The following is a 25,792-nucleotide window of genomic DNA, read 5'->3' as shown; positions in this document are numbered from 1 at the left end:
GGAGGTCCTAGGCGGAAAGGCTTTGCAGCTCGAGGGTGAGCGGCGCGGGGCCGGACAATTTTACCCGTTGCTCGGGTGCCAGGGCGAGGGTGGCGCCGAGCACGTCGGCGTGGATCGGCAGCTCGCGGGCGTCCAGGTCGAGCAGGCTGACCAGGGTCACGCTGGCCGGGCGGCCGTAGTCGAACAGTTCGTTGAGGGCGGCGCGGATGGTGCGGCCGCTCATCAGCACGTCGTCGACCAGGACCAGGTGCTGGTTCTCGATCTCGAACGGCAGCTCGGAGGGGCGCACCTGTGGGTGCAGGCCGCTGCGGGTGAAGTCGTCCCGGTAGAAGGACACGTCGAGGGTGCCGAGCGGCTGTTCCAGGCCCAGCTCGCGCAGCAGCGCCTCGGCGACCCACACACCGCCGGTGCGGATGCCGATGAAGTGCACCTGCTCGACACCGCGGCGCTTGAGCAGCGCCCGCAGGTCGCCGGCCATGCGTGGCAGCAGCTGTTGGGGATCGGGCAGGGTCATGGCGTTCCTCGCAATCAGTTCGAAAGATTCTGTTCCAGCCAGCCTTCCAGCAGCAGGGCGGCGGCCAGGGCGTCCACCGGGCGCTCGCGGTAGCCGCCGCGCTGGCCCTGGGACAGGCGCTGACCCTTGGCCTCGAAGGTGGTCAGGCGTTCGTCGTGGGTGTGCACCGGCAGGTTGAAGCGGCCGTTGAGGCGGCGGGCGAACTTCTCGGCGCGCTCGCTCATCTCGCTCTTCGTGCCATCCATGTTCAGCGGCAGGCCGACGACGATGGCGTCCGGTTGCCACTCCTTGATCAGCGCCTCGACCTTCTGCCAGTCCGGCACGCCGTTCTGCGCCTTGAGCACGCAGAGTTCACGGGCCTGGCCGGTGATGGCCTGACCGACGGCGACGCCGATCTGCTTGGTACCGTAGTCGAAGCCCAGCAGCAGGCGTGGCGCGCCGCTCATGCGTGGCCGGCCTGGGCGGTGAGCAGGCTGAGGTTGATGCCCAGGCGCGCGGCGGCAGCGCCCAGACGCTGCTCGGCGGGGGTGTCGAAGAGGATGGCGGCGTCGGCCGGGCAGGTCAGCCAGGCGTTCTCGGTCAGCTCGGTCTCCAGCTGGCCGGCTTCCCAGCCGGCGTAGCCGAGGGTGATCAGATACTTGGCGGGGCCGCTGCCGTCGGCGATGGCGAACAGCGCGTCCTGGGAGGTGGACAGGGCCAGTTCGCCCAGTTCCAGGGTGGCCTGGAAGCTCTGCCCCGAAGGGTGCAGGACGAAGCCTCGATCGGTCTGTACCGGGCCGCCGGCGAAGATCGGCAGGCTCTGGCAGAGGGCGGGGGGCGTCTCGTCCGGGCGCAGTTGCTCCAGCACGTCGGCCAGGTTGAGGCCGTTGGGGCGGTTGATCACCAGGCCCATGGCGCCCTGCTCGTTGTGCTCAACCAGGTAGGTGACGGTCTGCGCGAAGTTGGGATCGGCCATGTGCGGCATGGCGATCAGGAAGTGATGCTTGAGGTAGCTGGCGGCGGTCTTCATGGGCGCTAGTTTCGACCCTGACGGCTAGGGCGGCAAGCGTCAGTCACTGGCTAAAAAGTCGATCGCTTCGGTCAAATCGCCAAGTGCGCGTAATCTCAAGTCGATCAAACTCAGCCATGTCGCCTTCAAATGGGGCAAATGGAGCCGAGAGCCGGACGATCTTCATGGCTGCTTCGTCTAGAACCTTATGTCCAGATGATTCGACCAAAAGCATTTCATTGATGGTCCCGTCTCTGTTGATTGAGACCATTAAGATCAGCTGGCCATAGATCTTCTGGCGCTTGGCTTCGTTTGGATAATTAAGGTTGCCAACACGCTCGATCTTCCTACGCCACTCGTCCTTGTACCAGGCGCCCTTGTCGCGCATGGTCGAGGCGGCGTTGAGGCGATGGATCTTCGGGCGCTTAGCGTAGAGCTGCTGCTCCTGAGCCAGTTCGGCCTCCAGGCTGGCGATTTCCGCGGACAGCTGGGTGCTGTCAAATATCGGCGCGTGCTGGGCGTCGGGTTGCGGTTCCTCTTCCTTCTGCTTGGTCGCCGCCTTCTGCTGTTGCTGCTTGGTGGTGGTCAGCGAAGTCTTGCTGGCGACCGCTTCCTTGCGCTGGGTCGGCTGCGGCGCGGCGGCCGGGGTGACCTTGTTGACCTTGCTGTCCTGGAACGGCGCCTGCTCGGTGGTCTTGGGCGCCGCCTTGTGCTCCAGGGTGCCGCTGCCCTGCTGGTTGTGCTGGGCCAGGTAGTCGGCCTTGTCGGGCTGCTTGTCGCTGTTGAAGGTCGACAGGGTGATTTCCAGGGTCTTGCTCAGCTCGCCGGGCTTGGCCAGGGTGAAGCTGACGCCGAGGATCAGCGCCAGGTGCAGCAGGGTGGCGACGAACAGGGTGAAGCCCAGGCGATCCGCGGGGCGGATGCCTGAGCTGGTCAGTTCGGGCGGCGGTCTCAAGGCTGCGTTCATCTGGCGGGCGCGGTTACGAATTGCCGCGCAGTCTGCCGGCTCGGGTCGTCAGGCTGCAAGCCGCAAGCGCCAAGCTGCCACCTGGATCAAGCTTTGCGCGCAGCAAGCTTGCCCTCGATGGCATCCATCAGGCGCTCGCCGATGCGGGTGTCGAAGGCCTTGTCGATCTCGCGGATGCAGGTCGGGCTGGTCACGTTGATCTCGGTCAGGTGCTCGCCGATCACGTCCAGGCCGACGAACAGCAGGCCCTTCTCGCGCAGCACCGGGCCGACCTCGGCGGCGATCCAGCGGTCGCGCTCGGTCAGCGGTCTGGCCTCGCCGCGGCCGCCGGCGGCCAGGTTACCGCGGGTCTCGCCCTGGGCCGGAATGCGCGCCAGGCAGTAGGGGATCGGCTCGCCATCGATCATCAGGATGCGCTTGTCGCCGTCCTTGATGCCGGGCAGGTAGCCTTGCGCCATGCACTGCTGGGTGCCGTGGGCGGTCAGGGTCTCAAGGATCACCGAGAGGTTGGGGTCGCCGACGCGGTGACGGAAGATCGAGGAACCACCCATGCCATCCAGGGGTTTGAGAATGATGTCACGCTGCGTTTCGGCGAACTCGCGCAGAATGTCGGCCCTGCGGCTGACCAGGGTAGGTGGCATGCAGTGAGGGAACTGGGTGGCAAACAGTTTCTCGTTGCAGTCGCGCAGGCTCTGCGGGCGGTTGACCACCAGTACGCCATCGCGCTCGGCCTGCTCCAGTAAGTAAGTGGAGTAGACGAACTCGTTATCGAAGGGCGGATCCTTGCGCATCAGGATCACGTCCAGGTCGGACAGAGGGGCGTCTTTCTCCGCATCCAGCTCGAACCAGCGCTGCGGGTCGTTGAACACCTGCAGCGGCTGCATGCGGGCACGGGCCTGGCCGGCGTTGCTGTAGAGATCGCGCTGCTCCATATAAAAGAGAGACCAGCCGCGAGCCTGCGCGGCCAGAAGCATGGCCAGCGAGCTATCCTTCTTGAAATTGATCTGGGCGATGGGATCCATGACGATCCCCAGGCGAATGCTCATGGGGTGAAACCTGCTTCAGGTTGGCAGAAGTGATGCGCAAGGGTGGCGCCGCAGGGCGCCACCGGTCAAGAAAAACCCCGAGTATTAGGGGCTTATAGATTGCATCAGGAGAGTGTGCTAAAAAGTCCGGACGATCGGGTCGCAGCCCGTCAGTGTTACGGCCTCAGCCACACTGTGCTGTATAGATAAAACAATGACTCACCGAGGCGATGGTAGGGCAGACATGGAACAGCATTCCGAGGGTTTGAAGGTCATGGTGATCGACGATTCGAAAACGATTCGTCGCACCGCCGAGACTCTGCTGAAGAAGGTGGGTTGTGAGGTCATCACTGCGGTGGACGGTTTCGATGCGTTGGCCAAGATCGCCGATACGCATCCGAGCATTATCTTTGTCGATATCATGATGCCGCGCCTCGATGGTTATCAGACCTGCGCCCTGATCAAAAACAACAGTGCTTTCAAATCCACCCCGGTGATCATGCTGTCCTCCAAGGACGGCCTGTTCGATAAGGCCAAGGGGCGCATCGTCGGTTCCGACCAGTACCTGACCAAGCCCTTCAGCAAGGAAGAGCTGCTCGGCGCCATCAAGGCGCATGTGCCCGAATTCGTCCCGGTGGAGCAAGCCTCCTGATAGCTGGCCACAAGCCGGCGATGCCTATTCCGTATGGGGAACTTCATGGCTCGTATTCTGATTGTTGATGACTCGCCGACCGAGATGTACAAACTGACCGCCATGCTCGAGAAGCATGGTCATCAGGTACTCAAGGCGGAGAATGGTGCCGACGGCGTTGCCCTGGCGCGCCAGGAAAAACCCGATGCCGTGCTGATGGATATCGTCATGCCCGGTCTCAATGGCTTCCAGGCGACCCGTCAGCTGACCAAGGACGCCGAAACCAGCCACATCCCGGTGATCATCGTCACCACCAAGGATCAGGAAACCGACAAGGTCTGGGGCAAGCGCCAGGGTGCGCGTGACTACCTGACCAAGCCGGTCGACGAAGACACGCTGATGAAGACCCTCAACGCGGTGCTGGCCGGCTGAAGCCGCGCCAGTCCGTAGCCACATAAGAAGAAAAGGCCAAGGCCGGCATGTCGGACGCGCAATCCCCCTTCCAGCTTCTCGTTGATCTCGACCAGCGCTGTCGTGCGCTGGCGGCCGGTTTGCCGTCGCAGCAGCAGACGGTACAGACCTGGAGCGGCATCGGCTTCCGCATGGGCGAGCGTTATTTCGTCGCGCCCATGGGCGAGGTCGGTGAGGTTCTGCACGAGCCGCGGCACACGCTGCTGCCGGGCGTGAAGGGCTGGGTCAAAGGCGTGGCCAACGTGCGTGGCCGGCTGTTGCCGGTGATGGACCTGTGCGGCTTCTTTGGCAGCGAGCTGTCGCCCCTGCGCAAGCAGCGGCGGGTACTGGTGGTGGACCACAACGAAGTGTTCGCCGGCCTGACGGTTGACGAAGTGTTCGGTATGCAGCACTTCCCGGTGGATACCTTCTCCGAGCAGTTGCCACCCCTGGAGGCGGCCATTTCGCCGTTCATCCACGGGGTCTTCCAGCGCGAGCGACCCTGGCTGGTGTTCAGCCCGCATGCGTTGGCGCAGCACCAGGGCTTTTTAGACGTGGCGGTATAAAGATTTTCGGTTGGGTCGGCAGTTGCCGGCCCTTTGGCGTTACATGGGAACTGAAGTGCGGTCGGTCCAGGCGGGGGCCAAATAATGAAAAAACTCGATGCAGGCAATCTCTTGGCAGGTGTGCGCAGTAACACGCTGATCGCCGGACTCTTCATAGTCCTGATCATTTCCATCGTGTTGCTGTTCGCCAACTTCGCCTACCTCAACACCCAGTCCAACTACGACAAGGAATACATCAGCCACGCGGGTGAACTGCGCGTGCTGTCCCAGCGTATTGCGAAGAACGCCACCGAAGCGGCGACCGGCAAGGCAGAAGCCTTCCCGCTGCTGAAAGAAGCGCGTCGCGACTTCGAAGAGCGTTGGGGCTTCCTGACCTCCGGTAACGAGGCCAGCGGCCTGCCGGCGGCGCCGGAGTCGGTCAAGGCGCAGATGGACGAGGTGCAGAAGGACTGGGACGTGCTGCGGCAGAACGCGGACGCCATCCTGCAGAGCGAACAGACCGTACTGTCGCTGCACCAAGTAGCCGCCACCCTCGCCGAAACCATCCCGCAGCTGCAGGTCGAGTACGAAGAGGTGGTCGACATCCTGCTGCAGAGCGGCGCGCCCGCTGCCCAGGTGTCGGTTGCCCAGCGTCAGTCGCTGCTCGCCGAACGTATCCTCGGCTCGGTGAACAAGGTGCTGGCCGGTGACGACGACTCCGTCCAGGCCGCCGACATGTTCGGCCGCGACGCCAGCCTGTTCGGTCGTGTGCTCAAGGCGATGATCGAAGGCAACGCCGCCATGGAGATCACCGCCGTTACCGATACCGACGCCCTGGAGCGTCTGGCCGAGATTTCCGAGCTGTTCCAGTTCGTATCCGGCTCGGTGGACGAGATCCTCGAGACCTCCCCGGAACTGTTCCAGGTTCGTGAATCCGCCAACACCATCTTCACCGGCTCGCAGACCCTGCTGGACAAGACCTCCGGCCTGGCCACCGAGTTCGAAAACCTGGCCGACGGCCGTTACTTCAACACTATCGCCGGTTACGTGCTGGGCGCCCTGGCTCTGGCCTCGATCATCCTGATCGGCCTGGTGATGGTGCGCGCGACCAACCTCCGTCTGGCTGAGCGTGAGGAGAAATCCGCCCGCGACCAGTCGGCGATTCTGCGACTGCTCGACGAAATCGCCGACCTCGCAGACGGTGACCTGACCGTGGCCGCGACCGTAACCGAGGACTTCACCGGTGCGATCGCGGACTCCATCAACTACTCCATCGACCAACTGCGCGACCTGGTAGCGACGATCAACTCGACCGCCGTACAGGTGGCCGCCGCCGCCCAGGAAACCCAGGCCACCGCGATGCACCTGGCCGAGGCTTCCGAGCACCAGGCCCAGGAAATCGCCGGTGCCTCCGCGGCGATCAACGAAATGGCCGTGTCGATTGACCAGGTATCGGCGAACGCCGCGGAATCCTCTGCGGTAGCGGAACGTTCCGTAGCCATCGCCAACAAGGGTAACGAGGTGGTGCACAACACCATCACCGGCATGGATAACATCCGTGAGCAGATCCAGGACACCTCGAAGCGGATCAAACGCCTCGGTGAATCGTCCCAGGAGATCGGTGACATCGTTAGCCTGATTAACGACATTGCCGACCAGACCAACATCCTCGCACTGAACGCCGCGATCCAGGCGTCCATGGCCGGTGATGCGGGCCGCGGCTTCGCCGTGGTAGCGGACGAGGTACAACGCCTCGCAGAGCGTTCCTCCGCGGCGACCAAGCAGATCGAGGCGCTGGTTAAGACGATTCAGACCGACACCAACGAAGCGGTTATCTCCATGGAGCAGACCACTTCCGAAGTGGTACGCGGTGCCCGCCTGGCGCAGGACGCCGGTGTGGCCCTGGAAGAGATCGAGAAGGTATCCAAGACCCTCGCGGCCTTGATCCAGAACATCTCCAACGCCGCCCGTCAGCAGGCTTCGTCCGCTGGCCACATCTCCAACACCATGAACGTGATTCAGGAGATCACCTCGCAGACCTCCGCAGGTACCACCGCTACCGCCAAGAGCATTGGTAACCTGGCCAAGATGGCCAGTGAGATGCGTCGTTCGGTATCCGGCTTCACCCTGCCGGACGGCCAGGCCTGATCAAGGGAGGTGCGGCAGCCTGAGAGGGCTGCCGCCCGGGGCATTCGGCCATGAGCGAGGGGCACGGCATGCAGCCAAGCGGCGTCTGGGCCTTGAAACCCCTGGCCGACATGTCACAGGCGGAGTTCCGCGACTGGCAGGCGCTGCTCGAAGAGCGCACCGGCGTGGTGATCAACGAACAACGCCGGGCATTCCTGCAGACCAACCTGACCGCGCGCATGCGTGAACTGGGCGTCGGCGACTACGCCAGCTATTTCCGCCAGGTCACCGATGGCCCGCGTGGCGCGGTGGAGTGGTCGACCCTGCTGGACCGCCTGACCGTGCAGGAGACCCGCTTCTTCCGTCACCGCCCGTCCTTCGACGTTCTGGAAAGTTATCTGCGCGGCCGTCTGGCCACGGATGAACAGCAACAGCCCCTGGCCCTGTGGAGCGTTGGCTGCTCCAGTGGCGAGGAGCCCTACTCGATGGCCATCGCGGCCGCCGAGGTGTTGCGCGATGTGGGCAGTGATCGGCAGTTCGGCGTGACCGGCACCGATATCAGTCTGAATGTGTTGAACAAGGCGCGCGACGCGACATACGGCGCGCGCAAGCTGGAACAGATGGACAGCGACCTGTGCGAGCGCTACTTCCTCGCCCAGGACGATGGTCGTTACCAAGTGGTGCCGGACCTGGCCGCGCGTGTCTGCGTGGCCCGGTTGAATGTGCTGGAGCTGGCCAAGGCGCCGCAGGCCGGCATGGACGTAATCTTTTGTCAGAACCTGCTGATCTATTTCCGCCGCTGGCGCCGCCGCGAAATCCTCAACCGTCTGGCCGAACGCCTGGCGCCGGGGGGCATGCTGGTGGTGGGAGTGGGGGAAGTGGTCGGTTGGCAGCATCCGGACCTGGTACCGGTGGCCGACGAGCGCGTTCTGGCGTTCACCCGCAAGGGCTAAGACAAGAATATGAGTGGAGTCGGTATGGGTGATCGGCACGACTATGTCGCCCTGGAGTGGGTCAAAGGCGAGATCGCGGAAACCCTGAAGCAGGCGCGTCAGGCCCTGGAGGCGTTCGTCGAGAACCCGCAGGACGCCACGCGCATGCGTTTCTGCCAGACCTATGTGCACCAGGTTCACGGCACCCTGCAGATGGTCGAGTTCTACGGCGCGGCTCTGCTCGCCGAGGAAATGGAACAGCTGACCCAGGCCCTGCTGGACGGCCGCGCGAGCAACCAGGCGGAAGCCCTGGAAGTGCTGATGCAGGCCATCCTGCAGCTGCCGGCGTACCTGGATCGCATCCAGAGTGCGCGCCGCGACCTGCCGATGGTCGTGCTGCCGCTGCTCAACGACCTGCGCGCCGCCCGCGGCGAGAACCTGCTGTCGGAAACCAGCCTGTTCTCCCCCGACCTGTCCGGCCGTCTGCCGGCGCTGTCGCTCGATTCCCTGGAAAAACTGCGTACCGCCGAGCTGCCCGTGCTGCTGCGCAAGCTGCGGCAGATGCTGCAGATGGCCCTGGTCGGAGTGATCCGCAACCAGGACCTGGCCACCAATCTGGGCTACATGGCCCGCGTGTTCGCGCGCCTGGAAACCCTGTGCAAGGAGGCGCCGCTTGGCCCGCTGTGGCAGATCGCCTCGGGCATGGTCGAAGGCCTGGCCAACGGCAGCGTGACCAATAGCGCCTCGGTGCGCACCCTGCTGCGCCAGGTCGACAAGGAGCTCAAGCGCCTGGTCGACCAGGGCGCCGACGGTATGAACCATACCGCTCCGGACGAGCTGACCAAGAACCTGCTGTTCTACGTGGCCAAGGCCTCGGCCCAGTCGCCGCGCCTGCGCGCGCTGAAGGACCAGTACCGCCTCGACGAGGCCCTGCCCGACAGCGGCGTGGTCGACGAGGAGCGCGCCCGCCTGGCCGGTCCAGACCGCGACGCCATGCGTTCCGTGGTCGCCGCGCTGTGCGAGGAGCTGGTGCGGGTCAAGGACAGCCTCGACCTGTTCGTGCGCAGCGATCGCAAACAGGTCGCCGAACTGGACGGCCTGCTGGCGCCGCTCAAGCAGATCGCCGATACCCTGGCCGTGCTCGGCTTCGGTCAGCCGCGCAAGGTCATCGTCGACCAGCTCGACGTGGTGCACAGCCTCTCCGTCGGTCAGCGCGAGCCGAGCGATGCGGTGCTGATGGATGTGGCCGGCGCGCTGCTCTATGTCGAGGCCACCCTGGCCGGCATGGTCGGCCCCAGCGACGATCAGCAGAACGAACAGAGCCACCTGCCCACCACCGACGTGGCGCAGATTCACCAGTTGGTGATCAAGGAAGCGCGCACCGGTCTGGAGCAGGCCAAGGACGCGATCATCGAGTTCATCGCCTCGCAGTGGAATCACGAGCACCTGGCTCGCGTGCCGGAGCTGCTGACCCAGGTCCGTGGCGGTCTGGCCATGATCCCGCTGACCCGCGCCGCTTCGCTGCTGCAGGCCTGCACCCGCTATATCCAGGAGCAACTGCTGGTGCGCAAGGCCGTACCCAACTGGCAGAACCTGGACACCCTGGCCGACGCCATCACCAGCGTCGAGTACTACCTGGAACGCCTGGCCGAAGACCACGCCAGCCAGGGCGACCTGATTCTCGACGTCGCCGAGGAAAGCCTGGAGAGCCTGGGCTACCCCCTCAAGGAAAAGCCCTCGATCCTCGACCGCATCGAACCGCGCGAGGAAGCGCCGGCGCCGCTGGCCGACCCGCTGCAGGACATCGAAGTGCTGGCCGCCGAAGAGGTTGCCTTCGAGGAGCCGCTGCTGGAAGAACAGCCGCTGGAGCTCGAAGAACTGCCCGCGCTGTCGCTGGAAGAGTCGAGCGACGAGCTGAGCATCGAGTTCGCCGAGCTGCCGGCCGAAGAGACCGGCGAGCTGCTGGTCTCCGACGACAACTGGAGCCTGGGCGAGGCCACGCCGGAAGCGTCCGGCGGCATCGATCTGAGCCTGGATGCCCCGCTGGAGCTGGGCACTCTGGACGATCTGCAGCCGCTGTCCGGCGAGCTGGAAGAGCTCAGCCTCGATAGCTCCTTCAGCGTCGAAGCTGGCGAGCTGTCGAGCGGCGCAGAGCTGCCGGCCCTGCGCGAAGACCTGAGTGAGCTGTCGCTGGAAGCCGAAGAGCTGAACCTCGACAGCGCCCCGGCCAACTGGGACGAGCTGGAAATCGCCGACCTGGAGCTGCCGGAAGTCGAGTTGCCGAGCGCCCCGGTCGAGCCCGAGCCGGTTCAGCCGGCGGCCGACAAGCCGCTGACCATGGCCGAGGTCATGGCCGCTCCGGTGCAGGCGATCAACCCGCCGGCCCAGGACGTGCCGCCGAGTCTGCTGCCGCCGCCTGCCGACGAGGAGCCGGTGGACGAGGAGCTGCTCGAAGTCTTCATCGAGGAGGTCGGCGAGGTTCTCGAAACCATCAACGAATACCTCCCGCAATGGCGTGCGGATACCGACAACAAGGACGCGCTGACCGAAGTGCGGCGCGCCTTCCACACCCTCAAGGGCAGCGGCCGCATGGTCCGCGCCCTGATCATCGGCGAGCTGGGCTGGTCCATCGAGAACATGCTGAACCGCGTGCTGGATCGCAGCATCCAGCCCGATCAGCCGGTGCAGCAGGTGATCGCCGACGTGGTCGAGCTGATGCCGGCGCTGGTCGACGAGTTCGCCGCCAAGGCCCAGCGCCAGCGCGACGACGTCGACCGTCTGGCCGCCACCGCCCATGCCCTGGCTCGTGGTCAGGTGCCGAGCTTCGCCAGTGCGCCAAATGTCGCCGAGTTACAGAGCGAGCCGGAGGCCGAACCGGTCGCCGAGCTGCAGGTAGAAGAGATCGAGGTCGATTTCGCCCAGGAAGAGCTGCCGCAGCCAGTCGCTCCGGCGCTGGCCGCGAGCGACGACGAGGCCCTCGACCCGTTGCTGCTGGAGATCTTCCGCAACGAGGCCGAGACCCACCTGGACACCCTGGTCGGCTTCCTCGCCGACTGTGCCCAGGAACTCCCGCAGCCGGTCACCGATGACCTGCAGCGCGCGCTGCACACCCTAAAGGGCAGTGCGCACATGGCCGGCATTCTGCCGATCGCCGAGATCGCCACGCCGCTGGAAAAGCTGGTCAAGGAATTCAAGACCAACCTGATCGACATGGACCTGGGCGAGGCCGAGCTGCTGCGCGACGCCGAACACCTGTTCCGCGCCGGCCTGGAGCAGCTGGAGAGCCAGCCGCTGGCGCCGATTCCGGGTGCCGCCGAGTTCCTCGAACGGGTGCAGAAGCTGCACAACGCTCGCCTGGAAAGCGCCGAGAGCGCGCGCCTGGAAGAGCAGGATTACCGTGACCCGCAGTTGATCTCGATCTTCCTCGCCGAGGGCATGGACATCCTGCTCGACGCCGAGGACCTGCTGCGCAAGTGGCGCGAGCATCCCAGCGAACAGCAGGAGCTGTCCGCCCTGCTGGAAGAGCTGACCACCCTCGGCCGTGGCGCCGAGATGGCCGAGCTGCCGCAGATCGACGAGCTGTGCCAGGCCCTGCTGGCCCTCTACCAGGCCGTACTGGATGGCCGCCTGGCGGTCAGCGAGCATTTCTTTGCCGAGGCCGAATCCGCCCATGAGGCGCTGATCGGCATGATGGACCAGGTCGCCGCGGCCCTGCAGGTCAGCCCGCAGCCCGAGCGCGTGGCGGCCCTGCGCAATCTGCTGGACCAGGCGCTCGACCCGGCTACCCTGGCGCTGCTGCATACCGATGCCGTGGCCGGCCTGGAAGTGGTCGAGCTGGATGAGCTGCCCGCCGTTGAGCCGGAGCCCGCGCCGCAATCCGCACCGCAGCCCGAACCACAGGCCGAGCCGGAAAGCTTCGCCGCCGCCGAGTCGCAGCCGGTGTTCGAGCCGGTGGCGAGCATGCCGGAGAACCTCGACGCCGAGATGGTGGAGATCTTCCTGGAAGAGGCCGTCGATATCCTCGACAGCGCCGGCCAGGCCCTCGACCGCTGGCTGAGCGACCCTGAGAGCAACCTGGCCCTGTCGTCCCTGCAGCGCGACCTGCACACCCTCAAGGGCGGTGCGCGCATGGCCGAGATTCGCGCGATCGGCGACCTGGCCCACGAACTGGAGTCCCTTTACGAAGGCCTGGTGGATCGCCGCTTCAGCTATTCCCCGGCCCTGGCCGGCCTGCTGCAGCAGAGCCACGACCGCCTGGCGGTGGTGCTCGAGCAACTGCAGCGCGGCCAGCCGTTGCTGGACTCCTCGGCGCTGATCGACGCGATACGCTCCTTTCGCCAGGGCGGCCCGATAGCCGCGCCGAGTCATTCGGCCAGTAACGAAAGCCAAGCCAGTGCCGACGAGGCGGAGCCTGCAGTCGACGCGCTGCCCTCGATCGAGCTGGAAGAAGACACTGCGCCCTCGGCGGAGATCGACCTGGGCGAGCTGACCGAAGTGGACTTCGTCGCACCGCAGCTGGACGAGCTGCCGGAGCTGCACATCGAGTCTGCCGCGCCGCCAGCCGAAGAGTTGCCGGCAGAGCTGCCCGCGCTGAGCTCGGATGAGTGGCATCTGGACGAATCGCTGCCGGCCCTCGGCGCCGAGGCGCTGGACGATCTGCCGTCCGCCGATCTGCAGCCGCTGCCCGAAGCTGCTGCTGCGCAAGAGCCGAGCGAGTCGCCGGAGATCGACCTGAGCGAGCTGGCCGAGGTGGACTTCGTCGCACCGCAGCTGGACGAGCTGCCGGAGCTGCATATCGAGCCTGCCGCCGAGCAGCCCGGCGAACCGCTGCCGGAAGAGCTGCCCGCGCTGAGCTCGGACGAGTGGCACCTGGACGAATCCCTGCCGGCCCTGGGCGCCGAAGACCTGGAGCCGCTTGCGCAGGACCTGCCGCAGGCCGAGATTGTCGAGCCCGAGCCCGAGCCCGAGCCCGAGCCCGAGCCCGAGCCCGAGCCCGAGCCCGAGCCCGAGCCCGAGCCCGAGCCGCAGCCTGTCATTCAAGCCGCACCGATTGCCGCCGCGCCGGCTCCTGCGGTGGACCGCGATCCGGAGCTGGTGGAAATCTTCCTCGAAGAAGGCTTCGACATCATGGACAGTGCCGGCGCCGCCCTGCAGCGCTGGATGGCCGATGTCGACAACACCCTGGAAGTGGAAGCCCTGCAGCGTGACCTGCACACCCTCAAGGGTGGTGCGCGCATGGCCGAGATTCGCGAGATCGGCGATCTGGCCCATGAACTGGAGTTCCTCTACGAAGGCGTCGGCGACGGTCGCCTGAAGGCCAATGGCGACCTGTTCGGCGTGCTGCAGGCCTGCCACGACCGTCTCTCCGAGATGCTCGAAGCGGTGCGCGGTAACCGGGCGATCCCCGATGGCCTGGCCCTGATCGAGACCATCAAGCGCTTCCGCGCCGACCCCGACGCGCAGCTGAGCATGCCCACCAGCGTGCACCTGCAGCCGGTGGTGGAAGAAGAGGTTGACGCGGAAGCCGACGACATTCTCGATATCTTCCTCGAGGAGGCGGATGAACTGCTGGAGGCCATGGAGGCCGCCATCGGGCGCTGGGAAGCCGATCGCAGCAATGGCAGCCCCATCGACGAGCTGCTGCGCATCCTGCACACCCTCAAGGGCGGTGCCCGCCTGGCCGGGCAGAAGCGCCTGGGCGACCTCAGCCACGACTTCGAACAACACCTGACCGAGGCCCAGCAGCAGGGCGCGCCCTGGCCGGACAGCCTGTTCCTCGACGTGCAGTCCGGTTACGAGGGCCTGCAGAAGGAACTCGACCAGCTGCGCAAGCGCCTGGACGACAGCCATGTGGCCGAGATCCAGGCCGCTCCGGTGGCCGAGCCGCAACCGGTCGAATCGACTCCGACGCCCGTGGCGCTGAGCACGCCGATCGTCGCCGCCAGCGCCCAGCCGCAACAGTCGCAACAGGTCAAGGTACTGCCCTTCGTCGAGCGCGCCGCCGAGGCCGCCGCCCGCGCCGCCGCCCAGCGTGCGCCGCAGGAGCTGGTCAAGGTGCCGGCGGATCTGCTCGAAGGCCTGGTCAACCTGGCCGGTGAGACCTCGATCTTCCGCGGTCGCGTCGAGCAGCAGGTCAGCGACTTCGGCTTCACCCTCGGCGAGATGGAAGCGACCATCGAGCGGGTGCGCGATCAGCTGCGCCGCCTCGACATCGAGACCCAGGCGCAGATCCTCAGCCGCTACCAGGCCGAGGCCGAGCGTGCCGGCTACGAAGACTTCGACCCGCTGGAAATGGACCGTCACTCGCAGCTGCAGCAGCTGTCGCGTGCGCTGTTCGAGTCGGCCTCCGACTTGCTCGACCTGAAGGAAACCCTGGCCACGCGTAACCGCGATGCCGAGACCCTGCTGCTGCAGCAGGCGCGGGTCAACACCGAGCTGCAGGAAGGCCTGATGCGCACCCGCATGGTGCCGTTCGACCGCCTGGTGCCGCGTCTGCGCCGGATCGTCCGCCAGGTGGCCGGCGAGCTGGGCAAACAGGTCGAGTTCCATGTCGGCAACGCCGAAGGCGAGATGGACCGTACCGTGCTGGAGCGCATCGTCGCGCCGCTGGAGCACATGCTGCGCAACGCCGTCGACCACGGCATCGAGCCGGGCGACAAGCGCCGCGCGGCCGGCAAGCCGGAAGTCGGCAATATCCGCCTGACCCTGGGGCGCGAAGGTGGCGACATCCTCCTGACCCTGGCCGACGACGGTGGCGGCATCCGCCTCGACGCGGTCAAGCGCAAGGCTATCGAACGCGGCCTGATGGACGCCGACAGCGATCTCACCGACCACGAGGTGCTGCAGTTCATCCTCGAGGCCGGCTTCTCCACCGCCGAGAAGGTCACCCAGATCTCCGGACGTGGCGTCGGCATGGACGTGGTGCACTCCGAGGTCAAACAGCTCGGTGGCTCCATGAGCATCGAGTCGACCGTCGGCGAGGGCACCCGCTTCCTGATCCGCCTGCCATTCACCGTGTCGGTCAACCGCGCGCTGATGGTGGTCTCCGGCGAAGACTTCTACGCCATCCCGCTGAACACCATCGAAGGTATCGTGCGGGTCTCGCCGTACGAGCTGGAGGCCTACTACGGTCCGGACGCGCCGCGCTTCGAATACGCCGGTCAGGCCTACGAGCTGAAGTACCTCGGCGACCTGCTGAACAACGGCCAGCAGCCCAAGCTGGTCGGCCAGAGCCTGCCGCTGCCGGTGATCCTGGTGCGTTCCAGCGAACACGCGGTGGCGGTACAGGTGGACGCCCTGGCCGGTTCCCGCGAGATCGTGGTGAAGAGCCTCGGCCCGCAGTTCGCCGGCGTGCACGGCATCTCCGGTGCGACCATCCTCGGTGACGGTCGCGTGGTGGTGATTCTCGACCTGCTGGCGACCATTCGTGTGCGCCACGCGCACCTGCTCGGCCAGGTACAGATGCCGCGCCTGGTCAGCCAGGACACGACGGCGAGCGATACCGACACCAGCCGGCCGACCCTGGTCATGGTGGTGGACGACTCGGTCACCGTGCGCAAGGTCACCAGCCGCCTGCTGGAACGCAACGGCATGAACGTGCTGACCGCCAAGGACGGGGTCGATGCCATCGCCCAGCTGCAGGAACACAAGCCGGACATCATGCTGCTCGACATCGAGATGCCGCGCATGGACGGTTTCGAAGTGGCCACCCTGGTGCGCCACGACGAGCGCCTGAAGGACCTGCCGATCATCATGATCACCTCGCGGACCGGCGAGAAGCACCGCGATCGGGCCATGGCCATCGGCGTCAACGAATACCTGGGCAAGCCGTACCAGGAGTCGGATCTGCTGGAAAACATCCTGAAACTGGTCAAGGACAAGGCCAATGGCTGACAGAACTGCTGCTCGTATCGCGGTCATCGCCGACACCTCGCTGCAGCGCCACGTGCTGCAGCAGGCTCTGTCCGGCAGCGGCTACCAGGTGGTGCTCAACAGCGACCCGGCGCGTCTCGACGAGGCCGCCCTGGCCGACTGCGAGACCGACCTGTGGCTGGTGGACCTGGCCCAGTCGGAAGACTCACCCCTGGTCGACAATCTCCTGGAGAAGGCCAGCGCCCCGGTGCTGTTCGGCGAGGGCCATGCCCCGGAGCGTCACTCGGAAAACTACCCGCGCTGGGAGCGCCGCCTGTTCGGCAAGCTCAAGCGCCTGGTCGGTGACCCGGCCCAGGCCGTAGGCCCGAGCCTGGAGGCCCTGCTGGCCGAGGCGCAGCGCCCCAGCCGCCTGGAGCTGCCGGCCTCGCTGGCCGAGACGCCGCTGGTGGCCGGTGAGCCGGCCAAGCAGGTCTGGCTGCTGGCCGCCTCGCTCGGTGGTCCGGCGGCGGTGAAGGAATTTCTCGATGCCCTGCCCGGCGGCCTGCCGATCGGCTTCGTCTATGCCCAGCACATCGATGCCGCCTTCGAGACGGCGCTGCCCCAGGCCGTTGGCCGCCACAGCCAGTGGCACGTCAACCCGGCGCGCAACGGCGATGCCGTGCGTTGCGGCGAAGTGGTGGTGGCGCCGATCAGCAACGAACTCGGCTTCGCCGAGGACGGCGCCATGCAGGTGGCCGATCGCGGCTGGCCGGAGCCCTACAGCCCGTCCATCGACCAGATGATGCTCAACCTGGCCCAGCAGTTCGGCGCCCATTGTGGCGTGATCGCCTTCAGCGGCATGGGCAGCGACGGCAGCGCCGCCGCGGCCTACGTGCGCCGCCAGGGTGGTGTGATCTGGACCCAGAAGGCCGACAGCTGCGCCTGCCCGAGCATGCCCGACAGCCTGCGCGAAGGCGGCTACAGCAGCCTGAGCGGTGATCCACGCGAGCTGGCCTCCGCCCTGGTCAATCACCTGGCCGAACAGTGCCAGTAACGGCGCCAGCAGTCATTCAAGGAGCCGCCATGAGCCAAGCCATCGCCAGCCAGAACAGCATCAGCAGCCTCACCGGCCTGCTGGTGCCGCTGGCCGACCGCACCCTGCTGCTGCCCAACGTGGCGGTGGCCGAGCTGATTCCCTACCGTCCGCCGCATGTCACGCCGGGGATGCCGTCCTGGTTCCTCGGCCAGGTGGCCTGGCGCGACCTGCAGCTGCCACTGCTGTCGTTCGAGGCCGCCTCCGATGGTCAGCCGCAGATCGGCCCGGGCGTGCGCGTGGCGGTGCTCAACGCCATGGGCGGTCGCGACCAGGTCAAGTTCATCGCCCTGCTGGTGCAGGGTATCCCGCGCTCGATGAAGGTCGACGGCAACCTGCAGCGCGCCAGCGCCGAACTGGCTCCGCTGGAGCTGGACGCCGTGCAGCTCGGCGAAGCCGTGGTGAAGATCCCGGACCTGATCGGCCTGGAGCAAAAGCTGGCGGACGCCGGCCTGATCTGAAAATCACCCGCCCAATGCCTGCGCTTGCCGATACTGCGTTGGAAATGACTTCGAAATGCTCATTTACCACTCGTAAACTGCGCTTTCTCAGCCCTTTCCGCCTAGTCTCGACTGCGCTCGGCGATTGCTCGGGCGATTTTTGACATGAGCTCGGTCCGCCTGGCGCGCCTAGGCGAGCTGGAAGTCGCCAGCAGCTGCGTGCCGGGCCAGCACTTCGAGAAACACAGCCACGACGAATTCGTCATCGGTGCCAACCTGGTCGGCACCGAGCGCATCTGGCTGGACGGCCGTACCTTCGACGCCGGTGTCGGCGCCATCACCACCTACAACCCCGGCGAGATCCAGGGCGGCGGTGCCCGCGAGGGGCAGCCGTGGCGCTATGTCAGCCTGTACCTGCCCGCGGCGCGACTGGCCGAGAGCCTCGGCCGCAACGAGCTGCAGTTCGAACGTCCACTGCAGCAGGCACCGGCCCTGGCCGGTGAGCTGGCCCAGGCGATCGAAACCTGCCTGAGCGACGATCCGCTACTGCGCGAGCACGGCGAGGAGGGCGTGACTCTGCTGCTCGGGCGGATCGCCAGCGGCGCCGGTGTGCGTCTGACCGAGGCTCGGGATATCGGCAGCGAGGCGGTCGGGCGTCTGCAGGAGCTGCTAGCCGCCAGCCTGGAGCAGACGCCGAGCCTGGAGCAGATGGCCGCCGCCGTGGACCTGTCCAAGTTCCACCTGCTGCGTGCCTTCAAGCGCCGTACCGGGCTCAGCCCGCGGCAGTGGGCCATGCAGTTGCGCACCCGCCGCGCCCAGGGGCTGTTGCGTCTTGGCGTGCCGGCCGGCGAGGTGGCCCATGCCCTGGGCTTCGCCGACCAGAGCCATCTCAACCGCCACTTCCGCGCCGCCTACGGTGTCAGTCCCGGCCGCTATCAGGCGCTGGTCCGGCGCTGAGCGCGCAGCAATCCGGTTCAAGTCGGCGGCTCGCGCTTCGCCGATAATCCGCGCCGTCATCGATTCGGAGCACCCTCCATGCTGGCCATCTTCCTCGCCGCCATGCTGTTCGGCCTGGCCTTCTGCGCCTCTCCCGGCGCCGTGTTCAGCGAGACCCTGCGCCGTGGCCTGACCGGCGGCTTCCGTCCGGCGCTGCTGGTGCAGCTCGGTTCGCTGATCGGTGATGCGGTGTGGGCGCTGATAGGCCTGACCAGCCTGGTCCTGCTGCTGGCCCAGGACAGCGTGCGCGTGCCGCTGACCATCGCCTGCGCGGCCTATCTGGCCTGGCTCGGTATCCAGGGGCTGCGCGATGCACGGCAGCCGCCGGCGCAGGAGGAGGGCGGTCAGCAGGGACGAAATGCCTTCGGTGCCGGCGCGCTGCTGTCGCTGTCCAATCCGAAGAACATCGTGTTCTGGGGCGCGCTGGGCAGTGCGCTGGCGGGCATCGTCGAGGGCACGCCGAGCCGCACGGAGATGGCGGTGTTCTTCGCCGGCTTCATGTTCGCCTCGCTGCTCTGGTGCTTTATCTGCGCGGCGCTGGTGGACTGGTTGCGGCGTAATACTTCTACGCTCTGGCACCGTATCAGTTATGCCGGTTGCGGCGTGCTGTTGCTGGCGCTGGCCGGGCTGACCCTGCGCGGTCTCTAAGCCAGTCAGCGGCTCAGAAGTCGCCCCACAGCTGCTGGGCCACGGCCAGCGCCACCACCGGCGCGGTCTCGGTACGCAGCACGCGCGGGCCCAGGCGGGCGGCGTGGAAGCCGGCGGCCGTGGCCTGTTCCACCTCGGCGTCGCTGAGGCCGCCTTCCGGGCCGATCAGAAAGGCCAGGGTAGCCGGGCCGGGGTGACTGGTCAGCGGCTCGGCCACCGGATGCAGCACCAACTTGAGATCTGCAGTGGTCTGTTTCAGCCAGTCGGCCAGCAGCACGGGCGAGTGGATAACCGGCAACACCGAGCGGCCGCACTGCTCACAGGCGCTGATCGCCACCTGGCGCCAGTGGGCCAGGCGCTTGTCGGCGCGCTCGTCCTTCAGACGCACTTCGCAGCGCTCGGAGATGATCGGGGTGATCTCGCTGGCACCCAGCTCGGTGGCCTTCTGGATCGCCCAGTCCATGCGCTCGCCGCGTGACAGACCCTGACCCAGATGTACGCGCAGGCTCGATTCGGGCTGGCCGGCGAACTGCTCGCGCAGCTCGACCCGCACGGCCTTCTTGCCCACTTCGATCAGCTCACCCAGGTACTCCTGGCCGCTGCCGTCGAACAGCTGCACGGCATCGCCCGCCGCATGCCGCAGCACGCGGCCGATATAGTGCGCCTGGGCCTCGGGTAGCTCGTGCTGGCCGAGGGAGAGCGGGGCATCGATAAAGAAGCGGGACAGGCGCATGGCGAGGTTCGTGGCAGTGGCTGGAGGCGTGCAGTTTACCCGCTGATCAGCCGGGGTCGCGATGGTTGGGATACAGGTCGCTGGCCACCGCCACACTGACCGATTCGCGGGTAGCGATATCGATGCCTTCGCTGGCCACCTCGGCGAGGAAGTCGATCTGCTCGGGCGTGATCACATAGGGCGGCAGGAAGTACACCACGCTGCCCAGCGGGCGTAGCAGGGCTCCGCGCTCCAGGGCGTGCTGGTAGACCTGCAGTCCACGACGCTGCTGCCAGGGGTAGGCGGTCTTGCTGGTCTTGTCCTGCACCATCTCGATGGCCAGGGCCATGCCGGTCTGGCGCACTTCGGCCACGTGCGGGTGGTCCTTGAGGTGTTCGGTGGCGCTGGCCATGCGGGTGGCCAATGCCTTGTTCTTCTCGATGACGTTGTCGTCGCGGAAGATGTCCAGGGTCGCCAGGGCCGCGGCGCAGGCCAGCGGGTTGCCGGTGTAGGTGTGCGAGTGGAGGAAGGCGCGCAGGGTGGCGTAGTCGTCATAGAAGGCGCCGTACACCTGGTCGGTGGTGAGCACCGCGGCCATCGGCAGGTAGCCGCCGGTCAGCGCCTTGGACAGCACCAGGAAGTCCGGGGTGATGCCGGCCTGCTCGCAGGCGAACATGCTGCCGGTACGGCCGAAGCCGACGGCGATCTCGTCGTGGATCAGGTGCACGCCATGGCGGTCGCAGGCTTCGCGCAGCAGCTTGAGGTAGATCGGGTGGTACATGCGCATGCCGCCGGCGCCCTGGATCAGCGGCTCGACGATCACCGCGGCGACTTCGTGATGATGCTCGGTCAGGGTCTGCTCCATGGCGGCGAACATGGTGCGCGAATGTTCTTCCCAGCCCATGCCGTCGGGGCGCAGGTAGCAGTCCGGACTCGGCACCTTGATCGTATCGAGCAGCAACGCCTTGTAGGTGTCGGTGAACAACGCCACGTCGCCCACCGACATGGCCGCCACCGTCTCGCCGTGGTAGCTGTTGGTCAGGGTGACGAAACGCTTCTTGCCGGGCTGGTCGTGGTTTATCCAGTAGTGGTGGCTCATCTTCAGCGCCACCTCGATGCCCGAGGAGCCGTTGTCGGCGTAGAACACCTTGGAAAGGCCATCCGGGGTGATCTGCACCAGACGCTCGGACAGTTCGACCACCGGCGCATGGGTGAAGCCGGCCAGCATCACGTGTTCCAGGCTGTCGAGCTGGTCGCGGATACGCTGGTTGATGCGCGGGTTGCCGTGGCCGAACACGTTGACCCACCAGGAGCTGACCGCGTCGAGGTAGCGCTTGCCGTCGAAGTCCTCCAGCCACACGCCGTCGCCGCGCTTGATCGGGATCAGCGGCAGGCGCTCGTGGTCCTTCATCTGGGTGCAGGGGTGCCACAGCACGGCGAGGTCGCGCTGCATCCACTGGCTGTTCTGGGTCATGGGGCTTCTCCGAAACGAATGCGGATGAGACTACCAGAAGGCCCTCGGCGATACGCCGCTCGCCGTTCGTCCGCGGAGATGCGCCGTCCAGGGCCGCCGCGCTGAACCCGGCGGGGTGCTTGCGGACTAACTCGACGGCGCACAAGTATCTGTTTACTCGATATTTCGAAGCGAAAATTTCCGCTTTTATTCGATGCGTTTGCCGCTAGGCTGTCTTTCATCCCCTGGTACGGAAACATGCTCATGCAGTGGCGCAACTCCAATTCCACCTATGGCCTGGTCAGCATCGCGCTGCACTGGCTGGTGGCCCTGGCGGTGTTCGGTCTGTTCGGCGTGGGCCTGTGGATGGTCGGCCTCGACTACTACAGCGGCTGGTATCGCACGGCTCCGGATCTGCACAAGAGCATCGGCATCACCCTGTTCGTGGTCATGCTTGCTCGGGTTGCCTGGCGCTTCCTCAGCCCGCCACCGCCGGCCCCGGCTAGCCATGGCGCCGTCACCCGCCTGGCCTCCAAGGCCGGCCACGCCTTCCTCTATCTGGCGCTGTTCGTACTGATGCTCAGCGGCTACCTGATTTCCACCGCCGATGGCCGTGGCATCCCGGTGTTCGGCCTGTTCGAAGTGCCGGCCACCTTGACCAGCATTCCCGATCAGGCCGACATCGCCGGCGTGGTCCACGAATACCTCGCCTGGGCCCTGGTGATCTTCGCCGGCCTGCATGCCCTGGCGGCCCTCAAACACCATTTCATTGACCGTGACGCCACCCTGGTGCGCATGTTCGGTCGCACCGGCAAGTAACCCACAAGGAGACTGTTAATGCTCAAGCAATCCCTCGCCGCCCTGACCCTGGGCGCTGCTCTGTTCGCCGGCCAGGCCATGGCCGCCGACTACGCCATCGACAAGGAAGGCCAGCACGCCTTCATCAACTTCAAGATCAGCCACCTGGGATACAGCTGGCTGTACGGCACCTTCAAGGACTTCGACGGCAGCTTCAGCTTCGACGCCAAGGCGCCGGAAGCCAGCAAGGTCAGCGTCAAGATCAACACCGCCAGCGTCGACTCCAACCACGCCGAGCGTGACAAGCACCTGCGCAGCGGCGACTTCCTCAACGTCGACAAGAACCCGACTGCGACCTTCGAGTCCACCTCGGTCAAGAGCACCGGCGAAGGCACTGCCGACATCACCGGCAACCTGACCCTGAACGGTGTGACCAAGCCGGTGGTGATCGCCGCCAAGTTCATCGGCGAAGGCAGCGACCCGTGGGGCGGCTACCGTGCCGGCTTCGAGGGCAGCACCAAGCTGAAGCTGAAGGACTTCGACATCCAGAAGGACCTCGGCCCGGCTTCCCAGGAAGTGGAGCTGATCCTGTCCGTGGAAGGCGTTCGCCAGTAACTCGGGTAGGCTGGGCAGTGGCCCGGCGGCCGCTGCCCACGATCCTCGCCACTTTTCTGTTGGCACAAAAAAGCCGGCCCTGGGGCCGGCTTTTTCATGGCGCGAGGATTACTCCGCCGCGTCGCTCTTGCGCGTCAGCAGCGCCGGCTTTTCGCCGCGCGGACGGCTGTCCTGCAGGCTTTCCAGCTGCTCCATGGTCGGCAGGCGCTCACCCTTGCGGATGATCAGCGGCTGCTTGGCCGCGCGGCTGTCCTGCACCGCCGGCTCCTGGCGCTCGTAGCGCGGCTCGTCGCGACGACCGCCGCCCTGGCTGCGCTGACCGCCCTGGCGCTGGCCGCGGTTCTGACCCTGGCCGCCACCCTGGCGCTGACCGGCAGGCTTGCCCTGACGCTGGCCACCCTGACCGCCACCGCCCTGGCGCTGGCCCTGCTGGCCGCCGCCCTGGCTGCGCTGGCCTTGGCCCTGACCACCGCCCTGGCCGCCGCCGCGACGCGGGTTGCGTCCCTGGGGCTTCGGCTGGGTCGGCACGTAGTCGGCGCGGTTGCCGAAGTTGTCGAAGTCGTCGTCGAGGAACTCTTCCGGATCGCGATTGGGCTGCGCTGCCGGAGCCGGCGCCTGCGACTGACGCGGCTGGCGCGCCTGCTGGCCCTGTTGCTGGCCTGGCTGCTGCTCGCCTTCGCCTTTGCCTTTGCCACGGCGGCGCTTGCGCTTCTTGCCCTGGCCTTCGCCGGCTTCGCCAGCGACCTTGGGCTCGTGCTTGGCTTCATGGCGCGGCTTGTCGGCGCGCGGCTGGCGCTCGGGGCGCGGACCGCGCACCTCCGGTTTCTCCACCTCGACGCTGGCCGGGTCGAAGCCCTGCATGTCGCCATCGGGGATGCGCTGCTTGGTCAGGCGCTCGATGGCCTTGAGCAGCTTCTCCTCGTCCGGCGCCACCAGCGAGATGGCCTCGCCGCTGCGCCCGGCACGGCCGGTACGGCCGATGCGGTGCACATAGTCTTCCTCGACATTGGGCAGCTCGTAGTTGACCACATGGGGCAGCTGGTCGATGTCCAGACCGCGAGCGGCGATGTCGGTGGCGACCAGGATGCGCACCTGGTTTGCCTTGAAGTCGGCCAGGGCCTTGGTGCGCGCGTTCTGGCTCTTGTTGCCGTGGATCGCGGCGGCCGGCAGGCCGTGCTTGTCCAGGTATTCGGCCAGGCGGTTGGCGCCGTGCTTGGTGCGGGTGAACACCAGCACCTGTTCCCAGGCACCCTGGGTCACCAGATGGGCGAGGAGGGCGCGCTTGTGGCTGGCCGGCAGGCGGAACACGCGCTGCTCGATGCGCTCGACCGTGGTGTTCGGCGGCGTGACCTCGATGCGCTCGGGGTTGTGCAGCAGCTTGCCGGCGAGGTCGGTGATGTCCTTGGAGAAGGTCGCCGAGAACAGCAGGTTCTGGCGTTGCGCCGGCAGCTTGGCCAGCACCTTCTTCACGTCGTGGATGAAGCCCATGTCGAGCATGCGGTCGGCTTCGTCTAGCACCAGGATCTCCACGTGGGAGAGGTCGATGGCCTTCTGGTTGACCAGGTCGAGCAGGCGGCCGGGGCAGGCGACCAGGACGTCGACGCCCTTGGCCAGGGCCTGCACCTGGGGATTCATGCCGACGCCGCCGAAGATGCAGGCGCTGACAAATTTCAGGTCGCGGGCATAGACCTTGAAGCTGTCATGCACCTGGGCGGCCAGTTCACGGGTCGGGGTCAGTACCAGAACCCGGGGTTGTTTCGGGCCGTGGCGGTGTTCGCGGTCCGGATGGCCGTTGGGGAACAGGCGCTCGAGGATCGGCAGGGCGAAGCCCGCGGTTTTACCGGTACCCGTCTGGGCGGCGACCATCAGATCGCGGCCTTGCAACACGGCGGGAATGGCCCGCTGCTGCACAGGAGTGGGTTGGGTGTAGCCGGCAGCTTCTACCGCATTGGCTAAAGCCTCGGAGAGACCGAGGGAAACAAAGGACATGAGTCATCCTGTCATATTGGGGCGAAGGCCCATTGGGGAAGTTGCCTGGCTTGAATCGCTCTTGCTGAACGATCCCGTCCGGTACTGCTGGGCGATGGGTTGCCGAGCATCCGGGCGCAAGCCTGGCGGGAGCCCGGAGTATAACAGAGCAACATGGCTACGCCGCTAGCTGCCCGTCGCCTGATTTTCGTGGCCTGGATCAATCCTTGGCGGCGACCGGCGCATCGGCCGGCTCGGCATAGCGCGCCTGCAGATGGGCATAGGTCGGCTCGCGCTTGAAGCGGCGCAGCTCGCTGGCGAAGCGCTCGGCCAGGGCCGCCAGTTCCGGCGTGCGGCGCAGGGCCAGGTACAGGCGGTCCTCGCCGACGGCCTTGGGGTTGTAGCCGAGCTGCGCGCCGAGTCCCATGCGGGCGGCCAGGTACATGCCGGCGCGACGGTCGTTGACCACCAGATCCACGCGCTGACGCACCAGCTTGCCCAGGTTGGCCTCGTGAGTCGGCGCTTCCTCGCGGCTGAACAGGCGCGAGTCGCGGAAGGCCTGGTCGTTGTACCAATAGCCCGGCGAAGTGCCGATCAGCAGGTCGCGCAGGTCTTCCAGCGAGCGATAGGGATAGGGCCGCTGGCGCGCGTAGAACAGCACGAACTCGACCTCCGACAACGGCTCGTCGACGAACAGCATCTGCGGCTCGCGCTCGGCGAGGCGGAAGATATCGAGAATGCCATCGGCCTGGCCCTGCTCGAAGGCCAGCAGGCAGCGCTTCCACGGCAGGAACTGCCACTCGACCTCCACGCCCAGGCGGCGCAGCACTTCGGCGCTGATCTCGTAGTCGAGCCCGACCGGTTGGCCGTTCTCCTCGTAGACGTAGGGAGCCCAGGCCTCGGTGACGATGCGCAGCGGCTCCGCCCGCGCCGTGAAGGCGAGGCAGAGCAGCAGTGCGACGGCGTAAAGCTGGCGCTGGGATAATGGCATTGCGCCAGAGTAGCGAGATTACTGCTGCCGCAACAGTGGCCAATTGGT

21 protein-coding genes are annotated in these 25,792 nt (G+C 66.4%); 12 read left to right on the top strand and 9 right to left on the bottom strand.

Annotation, left to right across the window (positions count from 1 at the left end; translation table 11 throughout):
* Window positions 1-7: 7 nt before the first annotated feature.
* From pyrR to gshB, 5 genes are all read right to left on the bottom strand, one after another.
* Window positions 8-514: a bifunctional pyr operon transcriptional regulator/uracil phosphoribosyltransferase PyrR gene (gene pyrR, locus FFS62_RS15015; RefSeq protein WP_137973638.1), complete on the bottom strand. Its 507-nt coding sequence runs from the start codon at window positions 512-514 to the stop codon at window positions 8-10.
* Window positions 515-528: 14 nt separating this feature from the next.
* Complete coding sequence (gene ruvX / locus FFS62_RS15010; RefSeq protein ID WP_137973637.1) at window positions 529-960, bottom strand: Holliday junction resolvase RuvX; 432 nt, start codon at window positions 958-960, stop codon at window positions 529-531.
* Window positions 957-1,523 carry a YqgE/AlgH family protein gene (locus FFS62_RS15005; RefSeq protein ID WP_137973636.1) on the bottom strand — a complete coding sequence of 189 codons (567 nt, stop codon included), beginning with the start codon at window positions 1,521-1,523 and terminating at the stop codon, window positions 957-959. The genes ruvX and FFS62_RS15005 overlap by 4 nt, the downstream gene beginning before the upstream one ends.
* A 43-nt stretch (window positions 1,524-1,566) precedes the next feature.
* The gene (locus FFS62_RS15000; protein ID WP_137973635.1) at window positions 1,567-2,469 is read right to left on the bottom strand and encodes an energy transducer TonB; all 903 of its coding nucleotides are present in this window, start codon (window positions 2,467-2,469) and stop codon (window positions 1,567-1,569) included.
* A gap of 86 nt (window positions 2,470-2,555) precedes the next feature.
* Entirely contained in the window at window positions 2,556-3,515 is a 960-nt protein-coding gene (gshB, locus tag FFS62_RS14995) for a glutathione synthase (protein ID WP_137973634.1), read from the bottom strand.
* A gap of 223 nt (window positions 3,516-3,738) precedes the next feature.
* Between gshB and pilG the strand changes: the two genes are divergently transcribed.
* The 10 genes from pilG (at window position 3,739) to FFS62_RS14945 (ending at window position 19,207) form a co-directional block, all read left to right on the top strand.
* Window positions 3,739-4,146 carry a twitching motility response regulator PilG gene (pilG, locus tag FFS62_RS14990; protein WP_021698994.1) on the top strand — a complete coding sequence of 136 codons (408 nt, stop codon included), beginning with the start codon at window positions 3,739-3,741 and terminating at the stop codon, window positions 4,144-4,146.
* Window positions 4,147-4,191: 45 nt separating this feature from the next.
* Window positions 4,192-4,557 carry a twitching motility response regulator PilH gene (pilH, locus tag FFS62_RS14985; protein ID WP_043216118.1) on the top strand — a complete coding sequence of 122 codons (366 nt, stop codon included), beginning with the start codon at window positions 4,192-4,194 and terminating at the stop codon, window positions 4,555-4,557.
* Between the two features lie 47 nt (window positions 4,558-4,604).
* Window positions 4,605-5,141, top strand: a complete 537-nt coding sequence (locus FFS62_RS14980; protein WP_137973633.1) for a chemotaxis protein CheW — start codon at window positions 4,605-4,607, stop codon at window positions 5,139-5,141.
* 84 nt (window positions 5,142-5,225) lie between these two features.
* On the top strand, window positions 5,226-7,268 hold the full coding sequence (locus FFS62_RS14975) for a methyl-accepting chemotaxis protein (RefSeq protein ID WP_137973632.1): 2,043 nt from the start codon (window positions 5,226-5,228) through the stop codon (window positions 7,266-7,268).
* A gap of 68 nt (window positions 7,269-7,336) precedes the next feature.
* A complete protein-coding gene (locus tag FFS62_RS14970) occupies window positions 7,337-8,200 on the top strand; it encodes a protein-glutamate O-methyltransferase CheR (RefSeq protein ID WP_137974012.1) in 864 nt (287 codons plus the stop codon).
* Between the two features lie 24 nt (window positions 8,201-8,224).
* Window positions 8,225-16,072 (top strand): Hpt domain-containing protein, encoded by a 7,848-nt coding sequence (locus FFS62_RS14965; protein ID WP_137973631.1) that lies wholly within the window; start codon window positions 8,225-8,227, stop codon window positions 16,070-16,072.
* On the top strand, window positions 16,065-17,084 hold the full coding sequence (locus FFS62_RS14960) for a chemotaxis protein CheB (protein WP_137973630.1): 1,020 nt from the start codon (window positions 16,065-16,067) through the stop codon (window positions 17,082-17,084). Before FFS62_RS14965 ends, FFS62_RS14960 begins: the two co-directional genes overlap by 8 nt.
* A gap of 29 nt (window positions 17,085-17,113) precedes the next feature.
* Window positions 17,114-17,584 (top strand): chemotaxis protein CheW, encoded by a 471-nt coding sequence (locus tag FFS62_RS14955; protein ID WP_137973629.1) that lies wholly within the window; start codon window positions 17,114-17,116, stop codon window positions 17,582-17,584.
* Between the two features lie 144 nt (window positions 17,585-17,728).
* The gene (locus FFS62_RS14950) at window positions 17,729-18,520 is read left to right on the top strand and encodes an AraC family transcriptional regulator (RefSeq protein ID WP_137973628.1); all 792 of its coding nucleotides are present in this window, start codon (window positions 17,729-17,731) and stop codon (window positions 18,518-18,520) included.
* Window positions 18,521-18,598: 78 nt separating this feature from the next.
* The gene (locus tag FFS62_RS14945) at window positions 18,599-19,207 is read left to right on the top strand and encodes a LysE family translocator (RefSeq protein WP_137973627.1); all 609 of its coding nucleotides are present in this window, start codon (window positions 18,599-18,601) and stop codon (window positions 19,205-19,207) included.
* 13 nt (window positions 19,208-19,220) lie between these two features.
* Here the strand turns inward: FFS62_RS14945 and FFS62_RS14940 are convergent, their stop codons facing one another.
* On the bottom strand, window positions 19,221-19,940 hold the full coding sequence (locus tag FFS62_RS14940; RefSeq protein ID WP_137973626.1) for a 16S rRNA (uracil(1498)-N(3))-methyltransferase: 720 nt from the start codon (window positions 19,938-19,940) through the stop codon (window positions 19,221-19,223).
* 46 nt (window positions 19,941-19,986) lie between these two features.
* Entirely contained in the window at window positions 19,987-21,393 is a 1,407-nt protein-coding gene (locus tag FFS62_RS14935) for an adenosylmethionine--8-amino-7-oxononanoate transaminase (RefSeq protein WP_137973625.1), read from the bottom strand.
* A gap of 243 nt (window positions 21,394-21,636) precedes the next feature.
* On the opposite strand from FFS62_RS14935, the gene FFS62_RS14930 reads away from it, so the two are divergent.
* Window positions 21,637-22,191 (top strand): cytochrome b, encoded by a 555-nt coding sequence (locus tag FFS62_RS14930; protein WP_137973624.1) that lies wholly within the window; start codon window positions 21,637-21,639, stop codon window positions 22,189-22,191.
* 18 nt (window positions 22,192-22,209) lie between these two features.
* Complete coding sequence (locus FFS62_RS14925) at window positions 22,210-22,785, top strand: YceI family protein (RefSeq protein ID WP_137973623.1); 576 nt, start codon at window positions 22,210-22,212, stop codon at window positions 22,783-22,785.
* A gap of 108 nt (window positions 22,786-22,893) precedes the next feature.
* Here FFS62_RS14925 and FFS62_RS14920 read toward each other — a convergent pair whose 3' ends face one another.
* Window positions 22,894-24,774 (bottom strand): DEAD/DEAH box helicase, encoded by a 1,881-nt coding sequence (locus FFS62_RS14920; protein ID WP_137973622.1) that lies wholly within the window; start codon window positions 24,772-24,774, stop codon window positions 22,894-22,896.
* Between the two features lie 199 nt (window positions 24,775-24,973).
* Entirely contained in the window at window positions 24,974-25,744 is a 771-nt protein-coding gene (locus FFS62_RS14915) for an ABC transporter substrate-binding protein (RefSeq protein ID WP_137973621.1), read from the bottom strand.
* Window positions 25,745-25,792: the final 48 nt, after the last annotated feature.

It is taken from the genome of Pseudomonas sp. F(2018) (assembly GCF_005508865.1).
Classification (GTDB): Bacteria; Pseudomonadota; Gammaproteobacteria; order Pseudomonadales; family Pseudomonadaceae; genus Aquipseudomonas.
This window is presented reverse-complemented; position numbering and strand designations above follow the sequence as displayed.